Origin of the sequence: Companilactobacillus kedongensis, assembly GCF_003946625.1 — a bacterium.
Classification (GTDB): Bacteria; Bacillota; Bacilli; order Lactobacillales; family Lactobacillaceae; genus Companilactobacillus; species Companilactobacillus kedongensis.
On the sequence record NZ_RHOR01000019.1, the window covers coordinates 17894 to 41546 of the forward strand.

Annotated in this window: 21 protein-coding genes; 15 read left to right on the plus strand and 6 right to left on the minus strand. The window is 36.3% G+C overall.

Translation table 11 applies throughout. The features are described 5' to 3' along the window. Positions 1-4: 4 nt before the first annotated feature. From gyrB to dnaA, 5 genes are all read right to left on the minus strand, one after another. Complete coding sequence (gene gyrB, locus EKM60_RS09710) at positions 5-1957, minus strand: DNA topoisomerase (ATP-hydrolyzing) subunit B (protein WP_125714941.1); 1953 nt, start codon at positions 1955-1957, stop codon at positions 5-7. Then, entirely contained in the window at positions 1957-3078 is a 1122-nt protein-coding gene (gene recF, locus EKM60_RS09715; protein WP_125714943.1) for a DNA replication/repair protein RecF, read from the minus strand. Before recF ends, gyrB begins: the two co-directional genes overlap by 1 nt. Positions 3079-3084: 6 nt before the next feature. Further along, a complete protein-coding gene (yaaA, locus tag EKM60_RS09720; protein WP_125714945.1) occupies positions 3085-3294 on the minus strand; it encodes a S4 domain-containing protein YaaA in 210 nt (69 codons plus the stop codon). Between the two features lie 226 nt (positions 3295-3520). After that, positions 3521-4657 (minus strand): DNA polymerase III subunit beta, encoded by a 1137-nt coding sequence (dnaN, locus tag EKM60_RS09725; protein WP_125714947.1) that lies wholly within the window; start codon positions 4655-4657, stop codon positions 3521-3523. 156 nt (positions 4658-4813) lie between these two features. Continuing rightward, the gene (dnaA, locus tag EKM60_RS09730) at positions 4814-6151 is read right to left on the minus strand and encodes a chromosomal replication initiator protein DnaA (protein WP_225427046.1); all 1338 of its coding nucleotides are present in this window, start codon (positions 6149-6151) and stop codon (positions 4814-4816) included. Between the two features lie 545 nt (positions 6152-6696). On the opposite strand from dnaA, the gene rpmH reads away from it, so the two are divergent. The 13 genes from rpmH (at position 6697) to EKM60_RS09795 (ending at position 19779) form a co-directional block, all read left to right on the plus strand. Then, complete coding sequence (gene rpmH, locus EKM60_RS09735; protein WP_010625561.1) at positions 6697-6837, plus strand: 50S ribosomal protein L34; 141 nt, start codon at positions 6697-6699, stop codon at positions 6835-6837. A 65-nt stretch (positions 6838-6902) separates the two neighbouring features. Beyond that, complete coding sequence (gene rnpA, locus EKM60_RS09740; protein WP_125714951.1) at positions 6903-7244, plus strand: ribonuclease P protein component; 342 nt, start codon at positions 6903-6905, stop codon at positions 7242-7244. 30 nt (positions 7245-7274) lie between these two features. Continuing rightward, the gene (yidC, locus tag EKM60_RS09745) at positions 7275-8114 is read left to right on the plus strand and encodes a membrane protein insertase YidC (RefSeq protein WP_125714953.1); all 840 of its coding nucleotides are present in this window, start codon (positions 7275-7277) and stop codon (positions 8112-8114) included. A 139-nt stretch (positions 8115-8253) separates the two neighbouring features. Beyond that, positions 8254-9642, plus strand: coding sequence for a tRNA uridine-5-carboxymethylaminomethyl(34) synthesis GTPase MnmE (mnmE, locus tag EKM60_RS09750; RefSeq protein WP_125714956.1), 1389 nt, complete (start codon positions 8254-8256; stop codon positions 9640-9642). 8 nt (positions 9643-9650) lie between these two features. Then, on the plus strand, positions 9651-11555 hold the full coding sequence (gene mnmG / locus EKM60_RS09755; RefSeq protein WP_125714958.1) for a tRNA uridine-5-carboxymethylaminomethyl(34) synthesis enzyme MnmG: 1905 nt from the start codon (positions 9651-9653) through the stop codon (positions 11553-11555). A 55-nt stretch (positions 11556-11610) separates the two neighbouring features. Further along, complete coding sequence (locus tag EKM60_RS09760) at positions 11611-11937, plus strand: iron chaperone (RefSeq protein WP_125714960.1); 327 nt, start codon at positions 11611-11613, stop codon at positions 11935-11937. 184 nt (positions 11938-12121) lie between these two features. Further along, on the plus strand, positions 12122-12946 hold the full coding sequence (locus EKM60_RS09765) for an ABC transporter permease (RefSeq protein ID WP_125714962.1): 825 nt from the start codon (positions 12122-12124) through the stop codon (positions 12944-12946). Beyond that, positions 12943-13725, plus strand: coding sequence for an ABC transporter permease (locus EKM60_RS09770; RefSeq protein WP_225427045.1), 783 nt, complete (start codon positions 12943-12945; stop codon positions 13723-13725). The genes EKM60_RS09765 and EKM60_RS09770 overlap by 4 nt, the downstream gene beginning before the upstream one ends. A 10-nt stretch (positions 13726-13735) precedes the next feature. Beyond that, on the plus strand, positions 13736-14737 hold the full coding sequence (locus EKM60_RS09775; RefSeq protein WP_125714964.1) for an ABC transporter ATP-binding protein: 1002 nt from the start codon (positions 13736-13738) through the stop codon (positions 14735-14737). Between the two features lie 9 nt (positions 14738-14746). Next, positions 14747-15796 carry an ABC transporter substrate-binding protein gene (locus tag EKM60_RS09780; RefSeq protein ID WP_125714966.1) on the plus strand — a complete coding sequence of 350 codons (1050 nt, stop codon included), beginning with the start codon at positions 14747-14749 and terminating at the stop codon, positions 15794-15796. Between the two features lie 10 nt (positions 15797-15806). Then, positions 15807-17480 carry an adenine deaminase C-terminal domain-containing protein gene (locus EKM60_RS09785; RefSeq protein ID WP_125714968.1) on the plus strand — a complete coding sequence of 558 codons (1674 nt, stop codon included), beginning with the start codon at positions 15807-15809 and terminating at the stop codon, positions 17478-17480. Positions 17481-17573: 93 nt separating this feature from the next. Then, complete coding sequence (locus EKM60_RS09790; protein WP_125714971.1) at positions 17574-18476, plus strand: Gfo/Idh/MocA family protein; 903 nt, start codon at positions 17574-17576, stop codon at positions 18474-18476. Positions 18477-18636: 160 nt separating this feature from the next. Then, the gene (locus EKM60_RS09795) at positions 18637-19779 is read left to right on the plus strand and encodes a trans-sulfuration enzyme family protein (RefSeq protein WP_125714973.1); all 1143 of its coding nucleotides are present in this window, start codon (positions 18637-18639) and stop codon (positions 19777-19779) included. 199 nt (positions 19780-19978) lie between these two features. Here the strand turns inward: EKM60_RS09795 and EKM60_RS09800 are convergent, their stop codons facing one another. Beyond that, on the minus strand, positions 19979-21352 hold the full coding sequence (locus EKM60_RS09800; protein WP_125714975.1) for an APC family permease: 1374 nt from the start codon (positions 21350-21352) through the stop codon (positions 19979-19981). A gap of 247 nt (positions 21353-21599) precedes the next feature. On the opposite strand from EKM60_RS09800, the gene EKM60_RS09805 reads away from it, so the two are divergent. Continuing rightward, entirely contained in the window at positions 21600-22439 is an 840-nt protein-coding gene (locus tag EKM60_RS09805; protein ID WP_125714977.1) for an alpha/beta fold hydrolase, read from the plus strand. Positions 22440-22504: 65 nt separating this feature from the next. After that, positions 22505-23059: a cysteine hydrolase family protein gene (locus EKM60_RS09810; RefSeq protein WP_125714979.1), complete on the plus strand. Its 555-nt coding sequence runs from the start codon at positions 22505-22507 to the stop codon at positions 23057-23059. Positions 23060-23653 lie beyond the last annotated feature (594 nt).

The window sequence follows — 23653 nt, forward strand, 5'->3', positions numbered from 1 at the left end:
CTCCCTAATAATCTACTTCGGCATAACGTGCATTGTCTTCAATAAATTCTCTTCTTGGTTCAACTTTATCACCCATTAACATTGAGAATACTTTGTTAGCTTCAATGGCATCATCGAGGTTAACACGGTCTAATCTTCTCTTCTCAGGATCCATAGTTGTTTCCCATAATTGATCAGCATCCATTTCACCAAGACCCTTGTAACGTTGGATCTTTGGTTCTGGTTTTGGTGAAAGTTGTGATACAAATTCATCTTTTTCTTTATCAGTATCAAAGTATTGCATCATCTTACCTTGACGAACTTGATACAAAGGTGGCTTAGCGATATAAACATAGCCTGCGTCAACAACCGGACGCATATAACGATAAAGCAATGTTAACAACAGTGTTCGAATGTGAGCACCATCGACATCGGCATCGGTCATGATGATTACTTTATGATAACGAGCCTTAGAGATATCAAAGTCTTCTCCAAAACCTGTTCCCATAGCTGTAAAGAGTGTTCTAATTTCTTCGTTAGCTAGGATCTTATCCATAGTTGCTTTTTCAACGTTTAAGATCTTACCTCTGATCGGCAAAATAGCTTGCGTCAAACGTGAACGACCAGTTTTGGCAGAGCCACCGGCAGAATCACCCTCAACGATGAATAATTCAGAAATTGCTGGATCTTTACTAGAATTATCAGCCAATTTACCAGGTAAATTACTGATTTCCAGTCCATTTTGTTTTCTAGTAACTTCACGAGCACGTTTGGCAGCCATTCTAGCTTTAGTAGCTAAACTACCCTTTTCAACGATTTTCTTAGCTAAGCTAGGATTCTCCATCAAGAATTTCATAAAGTGTTCACTGAATAGGCGATCAGTGATCGTACGTGCATCGCTATTACCTAATTTAGTCTTAGTCTGGCCTTCAAATTGAGGATCAGGATGTTTAACACTGACAACCGCAGTCATCCCTTCACGAACATCCTCACCAGAAAGCTTTTCACTGTCTTTTAATAATTTATTTTTATGAGCATAGTCATTGATGACACGTGTTAAAGCTGTCTTAAATCCAACTTCATGAGTACCACCTTCATAAGTATGGATATTATTGGCGAAAGTCATCAAATTAGTATGGAATTCATCAGTGTATTGAAGCGCTACTTCAACCGTAACGCCATCTTGAACACCTTCAAGGTAGATTGGATCTTCGAATAGGACTTCTTTTTCTTTGTCCATAAATTCAACGTAGCTCTTGATACCGCCCTCGTAATGGAAAACTAGTTTCTCAGCTGTATCTGCTCTTTTATCTGTAAAAGTTAATTTCAAACCTTTATTCAAAAAGGCTAATTCACGAATTCTAGTTGTCAAAACCTTGTCGTCATAAACAGTTGTTTCGGTGAAAATATCAGGATCTGGAACAAAATGAACCAAAGTTCCATGTTCAAATTCTGGCGCATCACCAACAACATGCATTGAATGAACTACTTTACCTTTGGCAAAGTCGATTCCATATTTTTTTCCGGCACGAGTAACTACAACGTCAAGTTCGCTACTTAACGCGTTAACTACTGAAGCACCAACACCATGCAAACCACCAGAAACTTTGTATCCGCCACCGCCGAATTTACCACCGGCATGTAGGATCGTATAAACAGTTTCAAGTGCAGGTTTACCAGTCTTTTTCTGGATATCGATTGGAATACCACGACCATCATCAAAGACAGTAATTGAATTATCGGGTTCAACGGTAACATCAATTTTAGTGGCAAATCCAGCTAAGGCTTCATCAATACCATTATCAATTATTTCCCAAACAAGATGATGTAGACCTTGTTTACTGGTTGAACCAATATACATACCTGGTCTTTTACGAACGGCTTCAAGTCCCTCAAGAACTTGAATTTGACTGGCATCATATTCTTCGGCTAATTCTTCTCTTTTTTCTAATTCAGCTTCTCTATCGTTCTCAGCCATTAAATTTCCTCCTGTTGAACTACTCCGTTACTAATATTCAAAATATTAGGATTTCTAACCAAAGTCTGATCGACATCTTCCAATGAAGTTGTCGTAATAAATGTCTGAATGCGATCACTTATTGAGGTCAAAAGATGAGTCTGTCGTTTCCGATCCAACTCTGACAAAACATCATCCAATAATAAAATCGGATAATCTCCTACTTCTTCTTTGATCAATTCGACTTCGGCCAATTTCAAACTTAAAGCCACAGATCGCTGTTGACCTTGCGATCCAAAATCTTGAGCATCTTTTCCATTGATCATGAATTTAATATCATCACGGTGTGGTCCATATAATGTAACGCCGCGTTGGATCTCTTTTTTGACACTTTCTTTGAAAACATTCTTGTAATTATTATAAATGTTTTCAACAGATTTTTCATTGACATCGATTACACTACTATAATGCAACTCAAGTTTTTCCTGCTGATCGGTTATATCAGCGTGAATTTTACTCATGAAAGTTTGTAAACGTGTCAAAAAATCCAAACGCATTTTCACTACTTCAGCACAATACCCGGATAGTTGATCAGACAAAACATCCAAATACATCAAATCAGGTTTTTTCTGATGTTGTAATTTTTTCAGATATACATTCCGCTGCTTCAAGACACGGCGAAATTGACTAACTGTTTTTAGATACTGAGCAGAAATCTGGCCAAACTCCATATCAATAAATTTTCTTCTAATCCCAGGATTTCCCTTTACGATCGACAAATCCTCCGGAGAAAACAAAACAACATTCAAATTACCAATATAGGTCGATAACTTGCGTTGTTCTAAATTGTTTAAACGAGCTTTTTTTCCAGATTTGCTTATAACTAAATCCATCTGCAGGTTACTAGAATTATCTTTAATAATAGTCCCAGAAATTCTAGCAAAGTCACTGCCCCACATGATCAAATCCTTGTCACTAGATGTTCGATGACTTCTTGTTAAAGCTAAAAAATACATAGCCTCTAATAAATTAGTTTTACCTTGGGCATTTCTTCCCAAAAAGATATTAATGTTTGGAGAAAAATCAATTTTTAAAGACTCGTAATTGCGATAACTGCGAAGTCGTAACTCCTTTATATACAAATGCGGTTATTCAATCTCGTAAGATTCTTTATCGATAATTAATACATCGCCTTTATGCAATTTCTTGCCTCGACGATCCTCCAATGCCCCATTAAGTTGCACCGCGTTATCTTTCAAATACCACTTGGCTTGACCACCGGTTGAAATGATTCCAACGTCCTTTAAAAACTGTCCTAACGTTATAAATTCCGTTTCAATCTTTATTTTTTGCGACATATTAACACCCTATTTATTAGATTTACATATTTAATGACATATTATAATTATAGAGGTTTTTAACTCGAAAAACAACTTATCAGGCGTTTAGAGCAATTTTCAAACGGTTTAGTAGTTCCCCACTAAAAAAGATAAAAAAATCACAGACAGCGCGAAATAATGGTATATTTCCAAATCAGACAAAAAAAAGGGTCAGAACGAAATGTTCTGACCCTTTTTGACATATCTAGAACGTTCTAACAGGAGTAATCAGTTGAACAAAGTCATCTTTATTCTCTACTGGTCTCAATGTGAACGGATGTAATGGCGAAGTAAAACTCATTTCAATATTAGTATTTCCACCAAATGACCTTAAGGCATCTTTCAAATAATCAGGGTTAAATGAAATTTCTAAATCGTCACCTTCAAGGTTTTCGAAATCTAGAACTTCTTCAACAGTTCCGACCTCTGGTGAATTCCCATAAAGAATTGCTTTCTTTTCAGCCGTCTTTATCTCTAACTTAATAACATTATTGCGACTCTCATGTGAAAGAAGTGAAGCTCTCTCAACAGAACCTAATAACTTTGTCGTATCGAAAGTAATCTTGGTATTTGAATCTGCCGGGATCAAACGGTCTGTTTCTGGATATCTTCCGTCAAGCAGACGTGAGTAAAACATAACATTGTCAAAACTGAATAGGACTTGATTCTCAGAGATAGACATTGAAATTTCTTTAACTGAGTCATTAATTGTTCTTACCAATTCAGTCAAACTCTTTCCAGGAATGATCAAGTTGTAATCTTCATCGCTAGTAATATCGATTCTTCTTTGAGATAAACGGTGACTGTCAGTTGCGACCGAAACTAAACCTTCACTACTGATCAAGAAGTTAACACCAGTTAAAACTGGACGACTTTCTTGATTTGAAACAGCAATGACGGTTTGGTTAACAACTTCTTTAAATAGATCCGTGGGGAAAACTAATTGATTTGAGGTCTCAACTTCTGGAAGGTGTGGATAATTACTTGCATCCAAACCATTGATAGTAAATTCAGATACTCCGGAAGAAATAAGAGTTTGATTATTACTTAGAACTTCTAAATCAAAATTATCCCCAGGTAATTTTTTAATGATTTCATTAAAGAATCTAGCTGGTAAGACGATTGAACCGGTACTTTCGATTCTTAAATCATTATCAGTGTCCTCTTTTGAAATAAATGAAGTGATAGAAATATCTGAATTGCTACCAGTAATAGTTAAACCACTGTCTGACAAATCTAATTTCATTCCTGTAAGTATTGGAATTGTAGTTTTTGTGGAAATTGCTCGTTGAACGTTATTTGTTTGGTTTACGAATTTTGATCTATCGATTGAAAATTTCATAGGTACCCCTCTTTTAATTAATTAGTATATAAATAGAAGTAGTAGTAGGTGCTGTTGATTCTGTGGATAACTTTCATAAAGCCAAGGCGATCTTGAATTTATCTTGTTATTAACAGGTGTGGATAACTTAGTATAAACTAAATACTTTTCAACATGTTAATTTCTGAGTTCGTCCTTTAATTCAGCGACGGCTCTTTTTATTTCACCATTTTTTATAACTAACTCGGATATTTTATCACACGAATGCATAACTGTCGTATGATCCTTACCACCGAATTCCATTCCAATTTGTGGTAAGGATTTATCTGTTAGTTCTCTGGCTAAATACATAGCGATTTGTCTAGGAACAACAATTGTTTTAACACGTTTCTTACCCTTAAGGTCGTTGACAGATACATGGTAGTATTTGGCGACACGACTCTGAATTTTCCCAACGGTCAGACCATTTTGTTCCTTATTAAGTTTTAATGATTTTAAAGCATCTGCGGCAATGGATTTAGTGATGTCTTCTTTATTCATTGTTGAATAAGCTTGAACTCTCAGCAAGGCACCTTCCAATTCACGAACGTTGGTATCAACTTGTTCAGCTATATATGAAAGAGTGTCATCAGGAATTTCAAGATTTTCGGCGATAGCTTTGTTTCGTAAAATGGCAATTCTTGTTTCAAGATCAGGCGCAGTGATATCAACAGGTAGCCCCCATTTGAAACGTGATACTAATCTTTCCTCAAGCTTAGGAATTTCATTTGGTAAGCGATCAGAAGTCATAACGATTTGCTTACTATTAGCGTACAGTTCATTGAAAGTATGGAAAAACTCTTCTTGAGTTCCCTCTTTTTCACCAAAGAACTGGATGTCATCTATTAGTAATAAATCTACATTACGGTATTCTTGACGGAATTCTTCTTGAGTTCTGGTCTGGATTGAATTAATAAAATCATTGGCAAAAGTTTCGCTGGTAACGTATTTGACATTTGCTGCTGGTTCTAGCTTGATCATTTGGTGTCCTATGGCCTGCATCAAGTGAGTTTTTCCAAGTCCAACACCACCATAAATAAACAATGGGTTGTAAATAGTACCTGGTTCTTCGGCAACTGCTAAAGCTGCGGCGTGGGCCATTTGGTTACCACTACCAGTTATAAAAGAATCAAAAGTGTATTTTGGATTCAAATGAGAATTATGGAAGACATGTCCAGTGGTAGTAGTTTTTTCAATGTTATTTTTAGGAGCTGCCGGTTCTTCCCTCTTTGTTTGATCTTCAGCAGTCTCGATGACTGGATTAAGTTCAATACCATTTAATTCAAAAGAATAAATTGCAATATCTTCGGTATAATGTCGCTCCCAATAGTCTTTATGCAAGTTGCTGGGAACAGAAATATGAAGATCATTCCCAGAAATATATAAAGGATGCGCGCTTTCTACCCAAGTTGTATAGCTTACGGGGGTTAAACTAGATTTTAATTTTTTAGTTAAATAATCCCAAAATTCTTTGATTTGAGTATTTGAATCGTCATTTATATTTTGCAAAGATTTCCCCCCAATCTTTAATGTGGATAAATTTTTTACGGAAAAAAGACATTGTATAGTTTATCATTGTATAAAAGAGTTTTCCACAGAACAAATGTTTAAATTATAAAAAAATAACAAGAAGGAAATACTAAAAAAGATAGCCTGTGAAAAAGTCGGACAATTTTAGTTATTCACACAGTTTTCCACAAACTAGTGTATCTATCAGGCCTTATATATCAACTAATTCTACAAGATTTATTTTTTATTCTCAACCTGTGGATAACTAAAACACAGTAAAATTGTTCAGGTGAAAAGCCTGTCGATAACTTTGTGGGTAAAAAAAGTTGTAAAATGCTTCCACAAATTATCCACAGGAAAACTGTTTAAAAACTTTTCAAAACAAAATAGTAACTATATAGAAGTAATCGAAAATTTGTTGTTTAAATTCATTGCATAGCATGGTATTATAGTTAAGCAATTGTCTGAAGAAGTGAAAAATTTTTGTTAAATAAGATTCAGGAGGTTTATTGATGACTACAAAAAGAACATTTCAACCTAAGAAGCGTCATCGTGAACGCGTCCATGGTTTCATGAAGAGAATGAGTACAAGTAATGGTCGCAAGGTTCTTGCAAGACGCCGCAAAAAAGGTAGAAAAGTATTATCAGCTTAGTTTTGAAGGATCACTGATTTTTAGTGGTCCTTTTTTATTACAAACAAGGGATCGTCTGGTGACATATGAGAAAGAGCTATCGAATTAAAAAAGAAAATGAGTTTCAATATGTTTATTCAAAGGGACAATCAGTCGCAAATCGTAATTTTGTTCTTTATCAAATTGATAAGAAGGATCAAAAACATTTTCGCGTGGGATTGTCAGTTGGGAAAAAGGTTTCGCATACAGCAGTCGGTCGTAATCGAGTTAAACGTTACGTCAGACAATCATTGTTGGAATTAAAACCAGAATTACCAGCTGAACTGGACTTTTTGATCATTGCTCGAAAACCATCCGTTGATTTAGATATGTTCGAAACGAAAAAAAATATCGTACATTTGCTAAAATTAGGTAAAATACTAGGGTAAGATAAAAAATAATAATATATAGGTGTAAAAGTGAATAAAAAAAGCTTAAAAAAATACTTAGGTGTGGCGTTATTACTTGGTGTTGTTTTAGTTTTGTCAGGTTGTTCTAACCTTAATGAACCGATTACTAGCCATAGTTCTGGGATTTGGGATCACTATGTTTTATATAGTTTCTCGCAATTTATCCTTTGGTTAGGTTCATTAGTTGGTAATAGTTCAGGTTGGGCTATCGTGCTCTTTACTCTGATTGTAAGAATTGTTTTACTACCACTGAACTGGTATCAAATCAGAAGTATGAACAAGCAGATGACTGTTCAACCACAAATACAAGCACTTCAAAAGAAGTATTCTGCTAAGGATACTGACACACAAAGTAAGTTAAGAGAAGAGACTCAAAAACTTTATAGTGAGGCCGGAGTTAATCCGGTTGCGGGATGTTTGCCACTTTTGGTACAGATGCCGGTTATGTTTGCTTTGTATCAAGCAATTTATAAGACTGAGCAATTACGTAATGGTACATTCTTGTGGATGCAATTAAGTAAAGCCGATCCATATTACATTATGGCTATTTTGGCCGCTGTATTTACTTTCTTAAGTACATACATTGCCAGCTATTCGCAACCAAATCAAAATACAACTACTAAGTTAATGACATACGTCATGCCGTTATTTATTTTCGTTCCTGCTTTGACATTCCCATCAGCCATTACTTTATACTGGGTTGTAACAAATGCTTTCCAAGTTGTTCAGACATTGATTTTCCAAAATCCTTTCAAGTACCGTCGTGCTCAAAAGGAAAAGGAAGAAGCAGAGCGTGAGAAGCAACGTAAGATCAGAAGAGCTAAAAAACGTGCTTACAAACGTCGTTAATTGACAATTTTTCTAAAACTAGTTAAGATGTTTTAGAAATTGTACAAACATATATAGAAAAGTAGTCAAAGTGCTTTTCCGCCATAATTGGTGGATTACGCACTTTTTTTGTGCTTAAAAATGGGAAAAGAGGACTATTATGCCAAGCGCAGTTACTGAATATGATACTATTGCTGCTATTTCGACCCCTCCTGGGGAGGGTGCCATTTCGATCGTTCGCCTTTCAGGAGATCAAGCAGTAGCTATAGCACAAAAGGTATTCAAGGGTAAAGATTTAACCAAAGTTAAGAGTCATACAATAAATTATGGTCATATCATCGATCCTACAGATGAGTCTTTAGTTGATGAAGTCATGGTTTCGGTCATGTTAGCTCCAAAAACATTCACTAGAGAAGACGTAGTGGAGATAAATACTCATGGTGGTATTGTGGCCACTAATAAGGTATTACAGCTTCTGATCGGTTCTGGAGCACGTATGGCTGAACCTGGTGAATTTACCAAACGGGCCTTTCTAAACGGTCGTATCGACTTAACACAAGCTGAGTCGGTAATGGATCTGATCCGTGCTAAGACAGATAAAGCTATGCAAGTCGCTGTAAATCAGTTGGATGGTAATTTGAATCATTTGATCGCAAATTTACGTCAAGAGATTTTAGATGCGTTGGCTCAAGTTGAGGTAAATATCGATTATCCAGAATATGATACCGAACAGATGACAACCAAGATGTTGTTAGAAAAAGCTCATTTAGTTAGCAAGAATATTGATAGTCTATTGAAAACAGCCGACAGTGGGGAAATCTTGCAGCATGGACTAGCCACGGCCATTGTTGGTAAACCTAATGTTGGTAAATCTAGTTTGCTTAATCGCTTACTTGATGAAGATAAGGCCATTGTTACGGATGTTGCTGGTACGACTAGAGATATTGTTGAGCAATATGTCAATATTGATGGTGTGCCACTTAAACTGATCGATACAGCTGGTGTTCGTGATACAACAGATAAAGTTGAAAAAATTGGTGTTGAACGCTCTAAAAAAGCGTTAAAAGAAGCTGATTTAGTCATTGTTGTTTTAGATTCCAGTAGGGAACTCGAAAGTGATGACATTCAGTTACTTGATGCAACTAATGATAAACGTCGAATCATTATTTTTAATAAAAATGATTTAATACCCGTTATAACACCTAAAACGGTGAAACAAGTTAAAGCAGATGACACTATTTTACAAACTTCCGCTATAACGAATGACGGTATCGAAATGATCAAGCAAACTATCAGTCAGATTTTTAATGCTGGTATTGAAGACAGCAGTACAGATGTGATCATCACTAGTGCTAGACAGGCTGGTTTATTAAGACAAGCAAAAGAAAATTTAAATGATGTTATTTCAGGAATTGAAGCAGGGATGCCAATTGATTTAGTTCAGATCGATATGACAGCTTGCTGGGATACTCTGGGTGAAATTACCGGAGATAGCTATCCAGATGAGTTGATAACACAACTATTCTCACAATTCTGTTTAGGAAAATAGGTGAATGTATGCAAGTTAAAGAATTTGATTCAGAGAATTATGATGTAATTGTAGTTGGAGCTGGCCATGCCGGTTCAGAGGCTGCTTTGTCTGCCGCTAGAATGGGACAAAAGACGCTTCTCGTAACTATAAACTTAGATATGGTAGCTTTTATGCCATGTAACCCCTCTCTTGGTGGACCAGCCAAAGGGATCGTTGTTCGTGAGATTGACGCTCTTGGTGGTGAAATGGGTCGTAATATCGATAAAACTTATATTCAGATGAGAATGTTGAATACAGGTAAGGGTCCAGCCGTCAGAGCTTTGCGTGCTCAAGCAGATAAGAATATGTATCATCGTATGATGAAAGAAACTCTTGAAAAGGAACCTAATCTTACTTTGAGACAAGGTATCGTTAACAAATTGATTGTTGAAGATGGTATTTGTAAAGGCGTTATAACGGCTACTGGCGCTAGATATCATGCCAAGGCTGTTGTGTTAACGGCTGGTACATCTTCAAGAGGTAAGATTATTATTGGTGAGCTAACTTATTCGTCCGGTCCTAATAACAGTATTCCTTCAATTAAATTATCAGAAAATTTGGAAGAAAACGGCTTTAAGTTAACTCGTTTTAAGACTGGTACACCTCCACGTGTAAATAAAGATACAATTGATTTTTCTAAAACAGAGGAACAACCTGGCGATAAGGAACCAAATCATTTTTCATTTGAAACACCAGATTCACAATATTTGAAAGATCAGTTATCTTGTTGGATGACTTATACTAATTCAACAACTCATCAAATCATTCGTGAAAATCTTGATCGTGCCCCAATATTTTCTGGAGTCATCAAGGGTGTTGGTCCAAGATATTGCCCATCAATTGAGGACAAAATCGTTCGTTTTGCTGACAAGCCACGTCACCAAATTTTCTTGGAACCTGAAGGTAGAGATACACAAGAATATTATGTTGGAGACTTCTCAACATCTATGCCAGAAGAAGTTCAATTAAAGATGGTTCATTCAGTTGCCGGGCTTGAGAACGCTAAATTAATGCGTCCAGGATATGCAATCGAATATGATGTTATTGAACCTTGGCAATTGAAATTGAATATGGAAACAAAGGTTGTTAAGAATCTCTTTACCGCTGGTCAAATGAACGGAACTTCTGGTTATGAAGAAGCTGCTGGACAAGGTCTTATGGCTGGTATTAATGCTGCTTTACGTGCTGAAGGTAAAGATCCGTTTGTACTACACCGTGATGAAGCTTATATCGGCGTTATGATCGATGACCTTGTTACTAAGGGTACAAATGAACCTTATCGTTTGCTTACAAGTCGTGCTGAATATCGTTTAATTTTACGTCATGATAATGCCGACTTACGTTTGACTGATAAAGGTTATGACTTAGGACTTATCAGTGATGACCGTTATGCTAAATTTAACGACAAACGTGATGCGACTAAGCGTGAATTGGAGCGTTTGAATCGTAAGATGATCACTCCGAAGATGGATGAACCATTTATGACAAGTCATAACTTTAAGAATTTGAAAGATGGTATCTTAGCTGATCATTTATTGAGACGTCCTGAAGTTCACTATGAGGATATTATTGATATGATCGGTGATCCAGAGGATGGTCCAGTTGATCGTCGTGTTAAAGAACAAGTCGAGATCAGCATTAAATATGCAGGTTATATTAAAAAAGAAGAACTAAAGATCGAACGATTGAAGAAGATGGAGTCAAAGAAGATTCCTGATCGTATCGACTATACTAAAGTACCAAGTTTAGCTACTGAAGCCGTTCAAAAGTTATCTAAAATAACTCCAGAAACAATAGCTCAAGCTAGTCGTATCAGTGGTGTAAATCCTGCTGATATAGGAATTTTGAGTGTTTATATTGAACAAGGTAGAATTGCTAAAATAGCAGAATAAAAAAGACGTCGTATTTCGACGTCTTTTTTGGTATAAATTAGTTAGAGGTGATCATATGACCGTAATTGAAGACTATATCAGTAAGGCGGAGACTTCTCATCAAGAGAAGCTCAATCAAATGTACAAGCTTATTAAGTCAATCATTCCTGAAGCTGAAGAGAAGATATCATATGCTATGCCGACGTTTTATTTGAAGAAAAATCTAGTTCATTTCGCAGATTTTAAACGTCACTTAGGATTTTATCCAACTCCTTCAGCAATTGTTGAATTTGAAGAAGAATTGAAACCATATAAAACTTCCAAAGGTGCAATTCAGTTTCTCTACGAAAAACCGTTGCCTGAAGAATTGATCAAGAAAATTGTTCAATATCGAAAAGAGTAAATTGGAGTAAAGTAACTTTCTGAAAACATTTATAGAATAGGAAAATCGTACGAACGATTTTCCTATTTTTTTTATTATTAAGTTTTATTACGTATAAAATACGAACTATATTAAAAAACAAATTTGAAATTGTTCGTACTTTCTGCTATATTACTGGTATTGATTTCAGAAAGGTTGTCATAATTTGAAAAGATCTACTGTTTTATTACTATCCCCGGGACTTTTATTGATAATTGTTCTGTTGATATTACCGATCTTACAAATGTTCTTGCCGACATTTGTGGGAGATCAGTTTTTCTTGGAAAAATATCTTAACTTTTTCCATAGTAGCGGCAATATTCAAGTAATCTTACGAACATTGATGATTGCAGTTATCACAACCTTAATAACCCTGTCGTTGGGGTTGCCAACTGCATACTGGATGTCTCGTTTGGGAGAGAGATGGAAGAAAGTCGTATCAATAATTGTTTTATTCCCGATATTGACCAATGCCGTAGTTAGAAATTTTGCATGGATCACAATTTTAGGAAAAAACGGTGTAATCAATAATCTCTTGATGCAATTACACCTTATTGAGAAACCTATGACTTTGCTATACACGAACTTTTCGATCGTTATTGGATCGGTTTATCTGTTTTTGCCGATCATGATTACTTCGTTAGTTAGTTCGTTCAGTCAGCTTAACTTTGAAGTTGAAGAAGCTGCTTCTGTTATTGGTGCTCGACCTTCAATCGTATTTTTCAAAGTCATTTTGCCACAACTTTCGGTGGGGATGCTTACAGGTTCAATCCTGGTTTTTGTTGGTTCGCTAACGGCATATACAACGCCTCAGTTGTTAGGTGGAAACAAGAATATGGTATTGGCAACGTTGCTACAACAACAATCGATCACTTTAGGCGATTGGACAAGCGCCAGTGTAGTTGCTGTTATCTTAACTGTAATTGCTGTCTTGGTTATGACAATTATGAATTACGGTACTAAGTTAATGGATCGGAGGAATGCTAAGTGAGAACAAAAATTAAGTTTTCTTCCATAGTAGGATTCTTGATTTTGATCATACTAGTTGTACCACTGTTGATCGTTATTATTACTTCTTTTGGAGAAGAGTCAGCTATTTCATTTCCAATTAAAGGATTTACTTTTGACTGGTATGCCAATGTTTTTCAACAACCGGATTTTGTAGAAGGGTTAAAAATGAGCTCAATAGTGGCTGTTTTGGCCTCCTTTCTGGCTCTACTGGTTGGAACACCGATCGTCTATGTTTTGACGAGATTTGATATTCATCATAAGGATTGGTTTCAGACGATATTCTTAAGCCCAGCTTTGATACCGGAAATAGTAATTGGATTTGCGTTATACCAGGCTTTAGTAATCAGCTTGCAATTGCCGCTCTTTATAAGTTTAATAGTTGGACATTTTCTATTGTGCCTGCCATATGTGGTGCGTCTGATCACGGCGGGGATGATGGAATTTGACGAAAGTATAGAAGAGGCAGCTTGGATGGTAGGATACGATAAAGTTTCAACTTTCTTCAAAGTAGTTATTCCTAACATTAAGCAAAGCGTCGTCGCAGCGTTTATCCTATCTTTTATTACATCGTTCAATAATATCCCAATAAGTCTGTTCTTGAATGGACCGGATTTAAATATGTTACCAACGTCCATCTTGAATTATCTGGAGAATAATTACGATCCGACCGTTTCAGCTGTTTCAGTTATCTTGATGATCATCACGGCTTCGATCATGATCCTCGCTGAAAAGTATTTGGGATTAAACAAATTGACTTAGGAGACTTAACTTGGCAAATATCGAAATATCAGATCTATCTATGTCTTATCAAAAAGGTAAACAAATTCTTGATCAATTATCATTGAGTATCAAAGATGGGGAACTGTTATCAATTTTAGGACCCAGTGGTTGCGGTAAAACAACCATGTTACGTTTGATTTCCGGTCTTATTCCGATTCAAAAAGGAACCATCAAAGTATCAGGAAAAGACATCAGCAAGGTGCCAGTCTATAAAAGAAATTTTGGGATGGTTTTCCAAAGTTATGCGCTTTTCCCACATATGACAATTTTTCAAAATATTACGTTTGGCTTAAAGAGACGTAAGTTAGACAAAAAAACAATCGAACAAAAAGCACTCAACATTTTAGATATAACAGGTCTATCAAATTTAAAAGACCGTATGCCGCATGAACTATCCGGTGGTCAGCAACAACGTGTTTCATTAGCTCGTGCTTTAGCGATAAATCCTAATGTTTTACTTTTGGATGAACCACTAAGCAATTTGGACGCTAAATTAAGAATTGAAATGCGAGAAGAAATTCATCGCTTGCAACAGAAGCTCAATATGACAACTATCTTTGTTACCCACGATCAGGAAGAGTGTTTTGCAATTTCTGATCGAGTAGCTCTGATGAATCAAGGTCAAATCGAACAACTAGATACACCGCAAAATATTTACAAGAATCCACGAACTGAATTTGTAGCTCGCTTTATCGGCTATGAGAATTTCATTCCTAAAACTTGGGCTGAAGATCAACAATGGCAATTTCATAAAGAAATTATGGGGAATTTGTTGACTATTCGTCCAGAAAATATTGGGATCGGCGCAGGAGAGAATACTCTTTTGGGGAAAGTCGTTTCTAAAAACTTTTTAGGAAATTACTATCAATATATCGTTGATACAGAACTGGGTATTTTAAAGGTAAATACGACTAAAGATCAGTCAGAAACAAATGCTGAAATTACATTGAATTTTCCAGAATCATCATTAATTGAATTAGAGGATAAATAGGAGATTAACATGAAAAAAAATACTAAATTCTTTGCGATCATCACAACTTTACTAGTTACATTACTTGTAGCAGGATGTAGTAACAATAGCAGTAAAGAAAGTAAGCAATTGACGGTTTCTACTTTTGGATTAGCAACTAAGCAGATGACGAATGATGTTTTCAAACCATTCCAAAAAGATAATAAGCTAAAAGTTAAGAGCCAATTTGGAGATAGTTCATCTAGATTTACTCAAATTGAACATAATCCTAACTCAAGTGTTGATGTGATCGAGTTAGCTCAAAATAATGCCGTAGCCGGACAAAAAAAGGGTCTCTTTAAAAAATTAGACTTCAGCAAGCTTAAGAATTTCAAGTATTTAAGTAAGGAACAACAAAAATTAGCTAAGGATACTAACAGTGTTCCTTATACTGTTAACAGCATTGGTATTATCTATAATCCTAAGACAGTTGGTAAAATTACTTCTTGGGATCAATTATGGGATAAGAAATTAGAAAACAGAATTGCCATTCCAGATATTTCAACTACTTTTGGACCAGCTATGGTTTATATGGCTAGTGAACATGCTAAAACTGATGTAACAAAAGATGACGGTAAGGCAGCCTTTGGTGCTTTGAAAGAACTAAAGCCAAACGTTGTTAAGACTTATGCAAAATCTTCTGATCTTGCTAATATGTTCAAATCTGGTGAGATCGACGTCGCCGTTGTTGGTGACTTTGCTGTTGATATGATTCAAGGGGCAGCACCAGATGTTGATTATGTAGTTCCAGAATCAGGTACATACGCTAACTATGATACAGTTTCAATTTTGAAGAATAGCAAGAATACAGAAGCAGCTTATAAGTACATCGACTACCGTATCAGCAAAGATTCTCAAACAACAGTTGCCGGTTCAGACTCATTAAATAATGCTCCAGTAAATGATCAAGTTAACTTAACTCGCGATGTTAAACATATGACATATGGCGATGTTGCCAAACGTGCTAAATTAATTGACTTTAACTATGTAAATAAACAATTACCAACATGGATCAAAACTTGGAATCAAACAATGAACTAATGAGGCGCATATGAAAATAGATACTTTAATCATCAATGGAAAAGTTTTTAACAGTTTTAATCAAACTTTTGAATCAAAAGATATAGCGATTGCCGATGGAAAGTTTGTCAGAGTTGATACTAATTTGAAGTATGAGGCCAAAAAAACGGTTGATGCTAAAGGTCAATATCTTATTCCCGGTTTGATAGATTCTCATATGCATATCGAGAGTTCGATGACTGGTCCTGCTAACTTTGGAGCAGTAGCAGTCAAGTTTGGAACAACGACTGTAGTTGCCGATGCTCATGAAATTTCAAATGTGGCTGGATTACAGGGATTAAAAGACTTTATGAACCAGAGCAGTGTGGTTGATACGTTCTATGCAATCCCTTCGTCAGTTCCATCAACTAGACCAGATATGGAAACAACTGGTGGCATCATTGGATTATCTGAAGTAAATGAACTATTAAAGGATAAACGGATCATATGTTTGGGCGAGGCTATGAATTTTAAAGGTATCGTTGATGAACCAGATTCACTGATCAGGCAGATCATCCGTTTATGCCAAAACAAGCGTCCAACGATGCCGCTTGAAGGGCATTGTCCAAAGTATACAGGCGAAGATCTAGCAAAATTTGTCGCTAGTGGTATTACTTCTGATCACACTTTCCAAGCTCCAGAAACTATGCTAGAACGAATCAGTAACGGGATGTATATTCAGATTCAAAAGAAGTCACTTTCAAAAGAAAATATGCAGACGATTATTGATCATAACTTGTATGAATATATTGGTTTTGTAACTGATGACGTGATGGCTGACGATTTGATCCATGGGCATTTGAATATGATCGTTAAAGAAGCAATCAGTCTAGGTTTACCAGCTGAAAAAGCCGTTTATATGGCTACATTTACACCGGCTAGAAGAATGTCTCTCAACGATCGAGGAGCAATCGCTCCGGGCAGAGTAGCTGATTTGATCATGTTATCCGATCTTAATGAATTTACTATCTCACAAGTCTTCAAATCTGGGATTTCTGTCGCAGATTTACCATCTCAAAGGGCTGATTTTCCTAAGTATTTACGGACAACTGTTCACGCCAAAAAATTTACTAAAGATGATCTTATTCTTGAAAGTTCTCAAAATTCAGTTATTGCTAATATAATGGCAGTCAATGAGCATGGTACTTTCACTAAGCATGAAAAAATGGAACTGAATGTAGTAAATGGTGTGGTTGATTGGCAAAGTGCAGGGTTATCGTTGTTGGTTGTGCAAGAACGCTATGGTAAAAACGGTAATATCAGTTTTGGACTAGTCAAAAATACTTTGAATAAATCCGGTGCAGTGGGAACTACCTGGGCGCATGATCATCACAATTTGATGGTTATGGGAACGGATCTTGATTCCATGTTACAAGTTCAACACCAAATCATCGATCAACAAGGTGGTTATGTGGTCGCTGAAGGCAATAAAATAACAGCCAATGCACCACTAAAAATTGGTGGTATTATCAGTGATGAGCCGGTAGAAATTCTAGCTATGAAGCTCAAACAAGTTAGAGAAGCTATGAATCGTTTAGGATACGTAAATTTCAACGAGATCATGTCTTTTTCAACTTTGTCATTATTAGTATCTCAAGAATTGAAGATCTCTGATGTAGGGATGTTTGATGTTAAAACACAGCAAAAAGTTCCACTATTTGATTAAAGTAAGAGCGTTTGGAGTAATCCGAGCGCTTTTTTTGTATACTGGATTACGAATAGAGACCCATAAATATTTAGTATGCAAGGGAGAAATATTTTGGAAAAAATCGGTGTTATTGGATTAGGCAAGATTGCTCAAAAAGCATATCTTCCCGTGATGTCAGAATTACAAGATCAATATGAATGGCATTTAACTACGCGTAATAAAGAGAAGGGTGAACGCCTACAAGCTAAATATAATTTCAGTCATCTCCACCAAACTTTAGACCAACTGATTGATGAACATCCCTTGGCAGTTTTTGTACATACGCCAACAGAGACTCATGCGGAAATTATTCAACAATTATTGTTGGCAGGAATCAATGTTTATGTAGATAAGCCGATTTCTGATGATATTGAGGAAGTTAAACGCCTCTATACATTGGCTGAATCCAAGAATCTAATGTTAACGTGTGGATTTAATCGTCGTTTTGCACCATTTAACCAAGATTTAAAAGCCATGGAAGATAAAAGAATGATAACCGTTGAAAAAACACGTGAAGATACAGAACAATCTGTAAATAAAGCCGTGTTTGATTTAGCTATTCATAGTGTTGATACGGCATTATATTTGATGGATGAAGCAGTGGAAAATACCAGTTCTAGATTAATTTTACAGGATGATAAGCTAGCACAAATGTATTTAGAAATTACTGGTAAGAACAGTCAAACACGTGTTGTAACTAACATGATCAGTGGTCTAAACTTAGAACAGAGTGTGGTTCAAACTGAAACCAAAAGAGCGGTTGTAAAGGACTTGAGTTTATTGCAGAAGTACACTACTAGTGGTATTCAGCAAACTGCTCGTCCTGATTGGGAACCAAACCTAGTTACACGTGGATTTGAGCCGATCATTGTGGCATTTTTGAAGGCTGTTTCTGAAAAATTAGAGAATCCAATAAGTCCAGAATCATCAATATTGAGTCATGAAACCTGTTACAAAATTGTTCATCAAAAATAGGACACTATATCTAGTAGAAACGTATGTTCTGAATACAGAATGTTCCATGTGAAACAATTTGGCAATTCGGCCTTCATACGCCTGTTGTAATGAAATTAAAATAATGCTAATATACTTGCCAAAGTGCAAGCAGAGTACTTTAAAATGAGGGGGATTTACTATGTCAAAATTCAATACTACGTTGATTCACGGAGGGAAAATTGATGATAATAATACTGGTGCAATCAATACACCAGTTTACAATTCATCGACTTATGTTTCTCCTAAATTCGGTGCAGATGTCCGTTGGGATTATGAAAGATCCGGTAATCCAACTAGAGATTCGTTAGAACAATTACTAGCTAAACTTGAAAATGGAGTAGGTGCCTTTGCTTTTGCATCAGGAATGGCTGCTATTACAGCTGCCTTTTCACTCTTTAAGCCGGGTGACAACATCGTTATTGGTGACAATATTTATGGTGGGACTTTCCGTTATATCAACGATTATTTGAAGCCAAATGGCGTTACGTTTACTTCAGTTGATACCAGAGATTCAGCGGCAGTTGAGGAAGCCATTTCTTCAGAAACTAAGGCAATTTATTTTGAAACAGTCACAAATCCATTACTGCAATTGACTGATGTTAGACAAATTACTGCCATTGCTAAAAAGCACGATATTTTAACAGTGATTGATAATACATTCCTGTCACCATATCTACAACAACCACTTAATTTAGGTGCGGATGTTGTGATTCATTCAGCAACCAAATATTTAGCCGGTCATTCTGATCTCGTAGCTGGAGTCGTTGTCGCTAAAAATAAAGATGTAGCTGATCAAATTTATAATTATCAAAATACTACTGGCGCTGTGCTACCACCACAGGAATGTAGTATTTTACAAAGAGGTATTCAAACATTAGCTGTAAGAATGGATCGTCACTTATTCAATGTTGAAAAGGTGATCGAATTTCTAGAGAGCGATTCTCGTATCAGCAAGATCCACTATCCTGGTCACGATGGGGACAAGAATTTTGATGCTATCAAGGATGAATGTAAAGGATTTGGTGGCGTATTGTCATTTGAATTAAATCCTGGTTTGAATGCTAAAGAATTTGTTAATCATGTCAAAGTTATTTCTTTCGCTGTCAGTCTAGGTGCAGTTGAAAGTTTGGCTGAAGTTCCTGCTTTTCAATCACATGCTGAAATTCCACGTGATGAACGTTTAAAAGTCGGTATTACAGATGAATTGATCCGCCTTTCAATTGGTTTGGAAGATTATCACGATTTGATCGATGATTTGAAACAAGCATTGGAGTTTGTCTAAGAGGTTCCGCCTCCGTGTACACTGCTTTCCAATCACCAGCGTACTCTTTGGCTCTTATTGAAGTTATATATATGACTATGTCCTAAACGGGCATGGCCATTTTTTATTTCCAGATAAAAAAAATCCCTAAACGGTATTCAGATGAAATGTGGGTTCATCTGTTAACGATAAAGGGATGATTTATATATTTAGTTGTAGATTAATCAGCTTGACGATAGCCATAAGCAAAGTAAATTCCAGTACCAACGATGATCCAACCGATAAAGGCGATCCATGAATTGATACTTACTTGAGTCATAAGTAAGATACATAGAAATGCTGATAACAGTGGAAAGACTGGATAAAAGGGAACGTGGAAGCCACTTTCTGGTACATCATCACGGCGTCTTAATTTAATGACGCCTAAGGAAACAAAAGTAAATGACAGAAGTGTCCCAATATTAACTAAACTGGTTAATTCTTTTAAGGAGACAAATCCACCTAAGAGAACGGCCATGATCGTAATAGCGTCTAGTGACAACATTGGCATATTGGATTTCTTTTCCAGTTCGCCAAATTTTGCAGGGATCATTTTGTCACGTCCTAATGCGTAGACCAGTCGAGATCCACCATAGAGTGTGTTCAGCATCATAGTGAACATTCCAGCTAAAGCACCAATAGTAATGATAAAGGCGATTTTTCCTAAACCAACATATCTCAAGGCTAAAACAACCGGATCAGAAACGTTCAAATGTTTATAATTGACCATACCTGTCAAAACCGCGGCCATGATTAGATAAAGACCCGCACAGACAGCTAGAGAGATCATGATACCAGCGGGAATATTTTTTTGAGGATCTTTAACTTCAGGTGCCGATGAGGGAATGACATCAAACCCTAAATAGGCAAAGAAGACTAACGCAGCACCTTTAACAACACCAAGACCGCCCATTGGGAAGTAGGGATGATAGTTAGCTGGTTTTACATAGAATAAACCAATAACGATAAAGGCGATAATGACGGCTAATTTAACAAAAACCATCACGGCGTTCATTCTGGCTGAGGCTTGAACACCTCGTTTTAACAGAAAATAAATCAGAATGAGGACAATAACTGATGGCAAGTTGACGATTGTTCCTTCTGAAGGAATAAATGGTCCCGTTAGGGCTTTAGGAAGCTCTATGCCGAATCCTTGGAACAGACTAACAAAGTAGGCTGAAAATCCTGAAGAAACGGCTGAGACCCCTAATACGTACTCTAGACATAATGCCCAACCGACGATCCAGCCGGGAAATTGTCCAAAGACGATACTTCCGTATGAATATGTACTACCAGCAACTGGAAAAGTTGATGATAATTCCGCAAAGCACATTGCTGCTAAGATACAAACTATTGCTGCCAAAACAAAAGATAACGTAATACTTGGTCCAGATGTTGAATAAGCAACGATTCCGGGAAGAATAAAAATACCTGTACCAATAATTGAACCAATACCCATGGCAATCAAGTTATTTTTAGTCAATGACTTCGTAAAATGAGAGTCTTTTGAGATGAACTGTCTATAGTCTGCTTTTTTGAAAAGTTTTTCTTTCATATTTTTACCTACCTGTAAAATAACCTTTACTAGATTACGTAACTTTCGGACCGAATGTCAATATTAATCGAATAAATAGTCCAATGGAATATTTTACTAGACTAAATATAAAGCTATAAATCTTTGATAGAATAGAATTATGCTCATGACAGATTACTGTTTGATTAAGAATAAACAAATACAATGCAAAAGTTCAGTTTTTTCGGTATATTTTGAATGACAGAAAAAAGTAAAGAGGCAAATAGATTTGGAAAATAAATTAGAAACTTCACGTGGATTTGTAAATGTAAGAGTAACAGGAGACGTCAATAGCGATAAAGATATTATCGTTTTAGTTTCAGGAATCAATGGTTCAATTTCTTATTATGATGCTATCACGCCTTATTTGACTGATAAATATACGGTTATAGCTATGGATCTTTTAGGACAGGGTGATTCTGGAGAAGGTAAGGATGACCTTTATACAATTGATATCGAAGCTTGGGCTATGTGGGAAGGTATCGGACGTGTTAAGGTACTAAAACCCGTTATTGTCTTTGGATATGGTGTCGGTGGACTTATCGTCAATCGCATGGCTGAACAACATGATATCGCAATGTCTAAGAAAATCATGTTGAATACACCGGCTACACAAAAATATGCTGATTTAGATACATCAACAACTTTGTCATCAATACCTCTACTAGGCAAAATGGCCAAGTCTTCAGTTAAGTCGAATTTATACTTTGCAAAGGATTTTGACACTTCAACTTTGCCTGATCCTAATGTCATCGCTGATTCAGCTAAAGATACTGACAAAAAAGTTGCTAAAAAATTGTTGAAGTCAACTGATAGTTACCTTGAAGAAATGGCGTTAAATCGCCGTATGCGTAAAGTTAACTTGCCAACTATGGCTTTGTTCTCTGACAATGATCAAATTTTAGGAGAAGCTGGAATTAAAGATGCCAAGGCAACGATTGGCCGTGTTCCTAACCTTAAAATGGAAGATGTAACTGGAACTGGACACATTGCCTTCTTAGAAAAACCAGAGGAAATTGCTAAAAAGATCATTGCTTTTGACGAAAGCACGCCAACAGAAGAAGCATAATTTAGATTTGACTTAATCACTGTAACCATCAATAATCAAAGTAAAAAAGAAAGCAGGTACTTCTCATGTCAAACCAAGCTCTTTTAATCATTGATTACACGAACGATTTCGTTGCCGATAATGGTGCACTAACTTGCGGTAAACCCGGACAGCTAATTGAACCAAGGATCATTAAATTAGCTGAGGATATGAGAAAATCAGGTGATTGGGTATATTTACCAACTGATCTTCATAAACCATTCGATTCATATCATCCCGAAACAAAGCTTTTCCCAGCTCACAATATGCGTGACACTTGGGGTCGTGAATTTTTCGGAGATTTGAAAGATTGGTATGAGAAACATAAGTCAGAAAGTAATGTCGAGATGTTTGATAAAACACGTTACAGCGCTTTTGCTGGAACAGCATTAGACATTCGTTTGCGTGAAAGAGGAGTCGATACACTTCATCTGGTTGGAGTATGTACAGATATTTGTGTCTTACATACTGCGGTTGACGCTTATGACTTAGGATATAAGATTGTTGTTCACAGTCAGGGTGTGGCTTCATTCAATCAAGTCGGCAATGACTGGGCAATGGAACATTTTGAAAAAGTATTAGGCGCTACTATTAAAAAGTGATTTTTTTCCGTCTTCGGGGATGAGGATATTTACCTGCTGTGCGGATTGGACTGAAGCCTTACCAAAAACTCGCCCGATGGTGTAATGACTCCGTCATAACGCCATTCCCACAGATGTTAAATATTCTCATCCTCTACGACTAGTTAACGGTTAATTAATATTGAATTTTTAGTGATCGATTGAATCTCTTATTGGAGGTTTGATTGATCACTTTTTTATTGGGTTTAATTTTGTCGCTTAGTGCTATAAAAAATTCTGCTTACTCATAATTCTCCATTCATATATCTAAATGAATTATTAGCAAATAAATAAGTCGTAAGAACTGAGAAAATTCACCAGCTATGGAAAGTGGCGTTATGGCGTAAGCCATTACACCACCGGACGAGTTTTAAGACTTGCTGAACTTTGCAAGGCTTAAAACCGAGGAACGAGACCAAGGCTCGTTATGCGTTAGTACCCATCTGGTTGTCATTTAAAATAATATAAAATTTAGCTTTTTTATTATATGGCTATACTCCAGAATTCTGCTGGGGTACAGCCATTTCTTGTTTCTGATCTACTAATATTGTTAAAATAATCGATTCCATCGTTTAC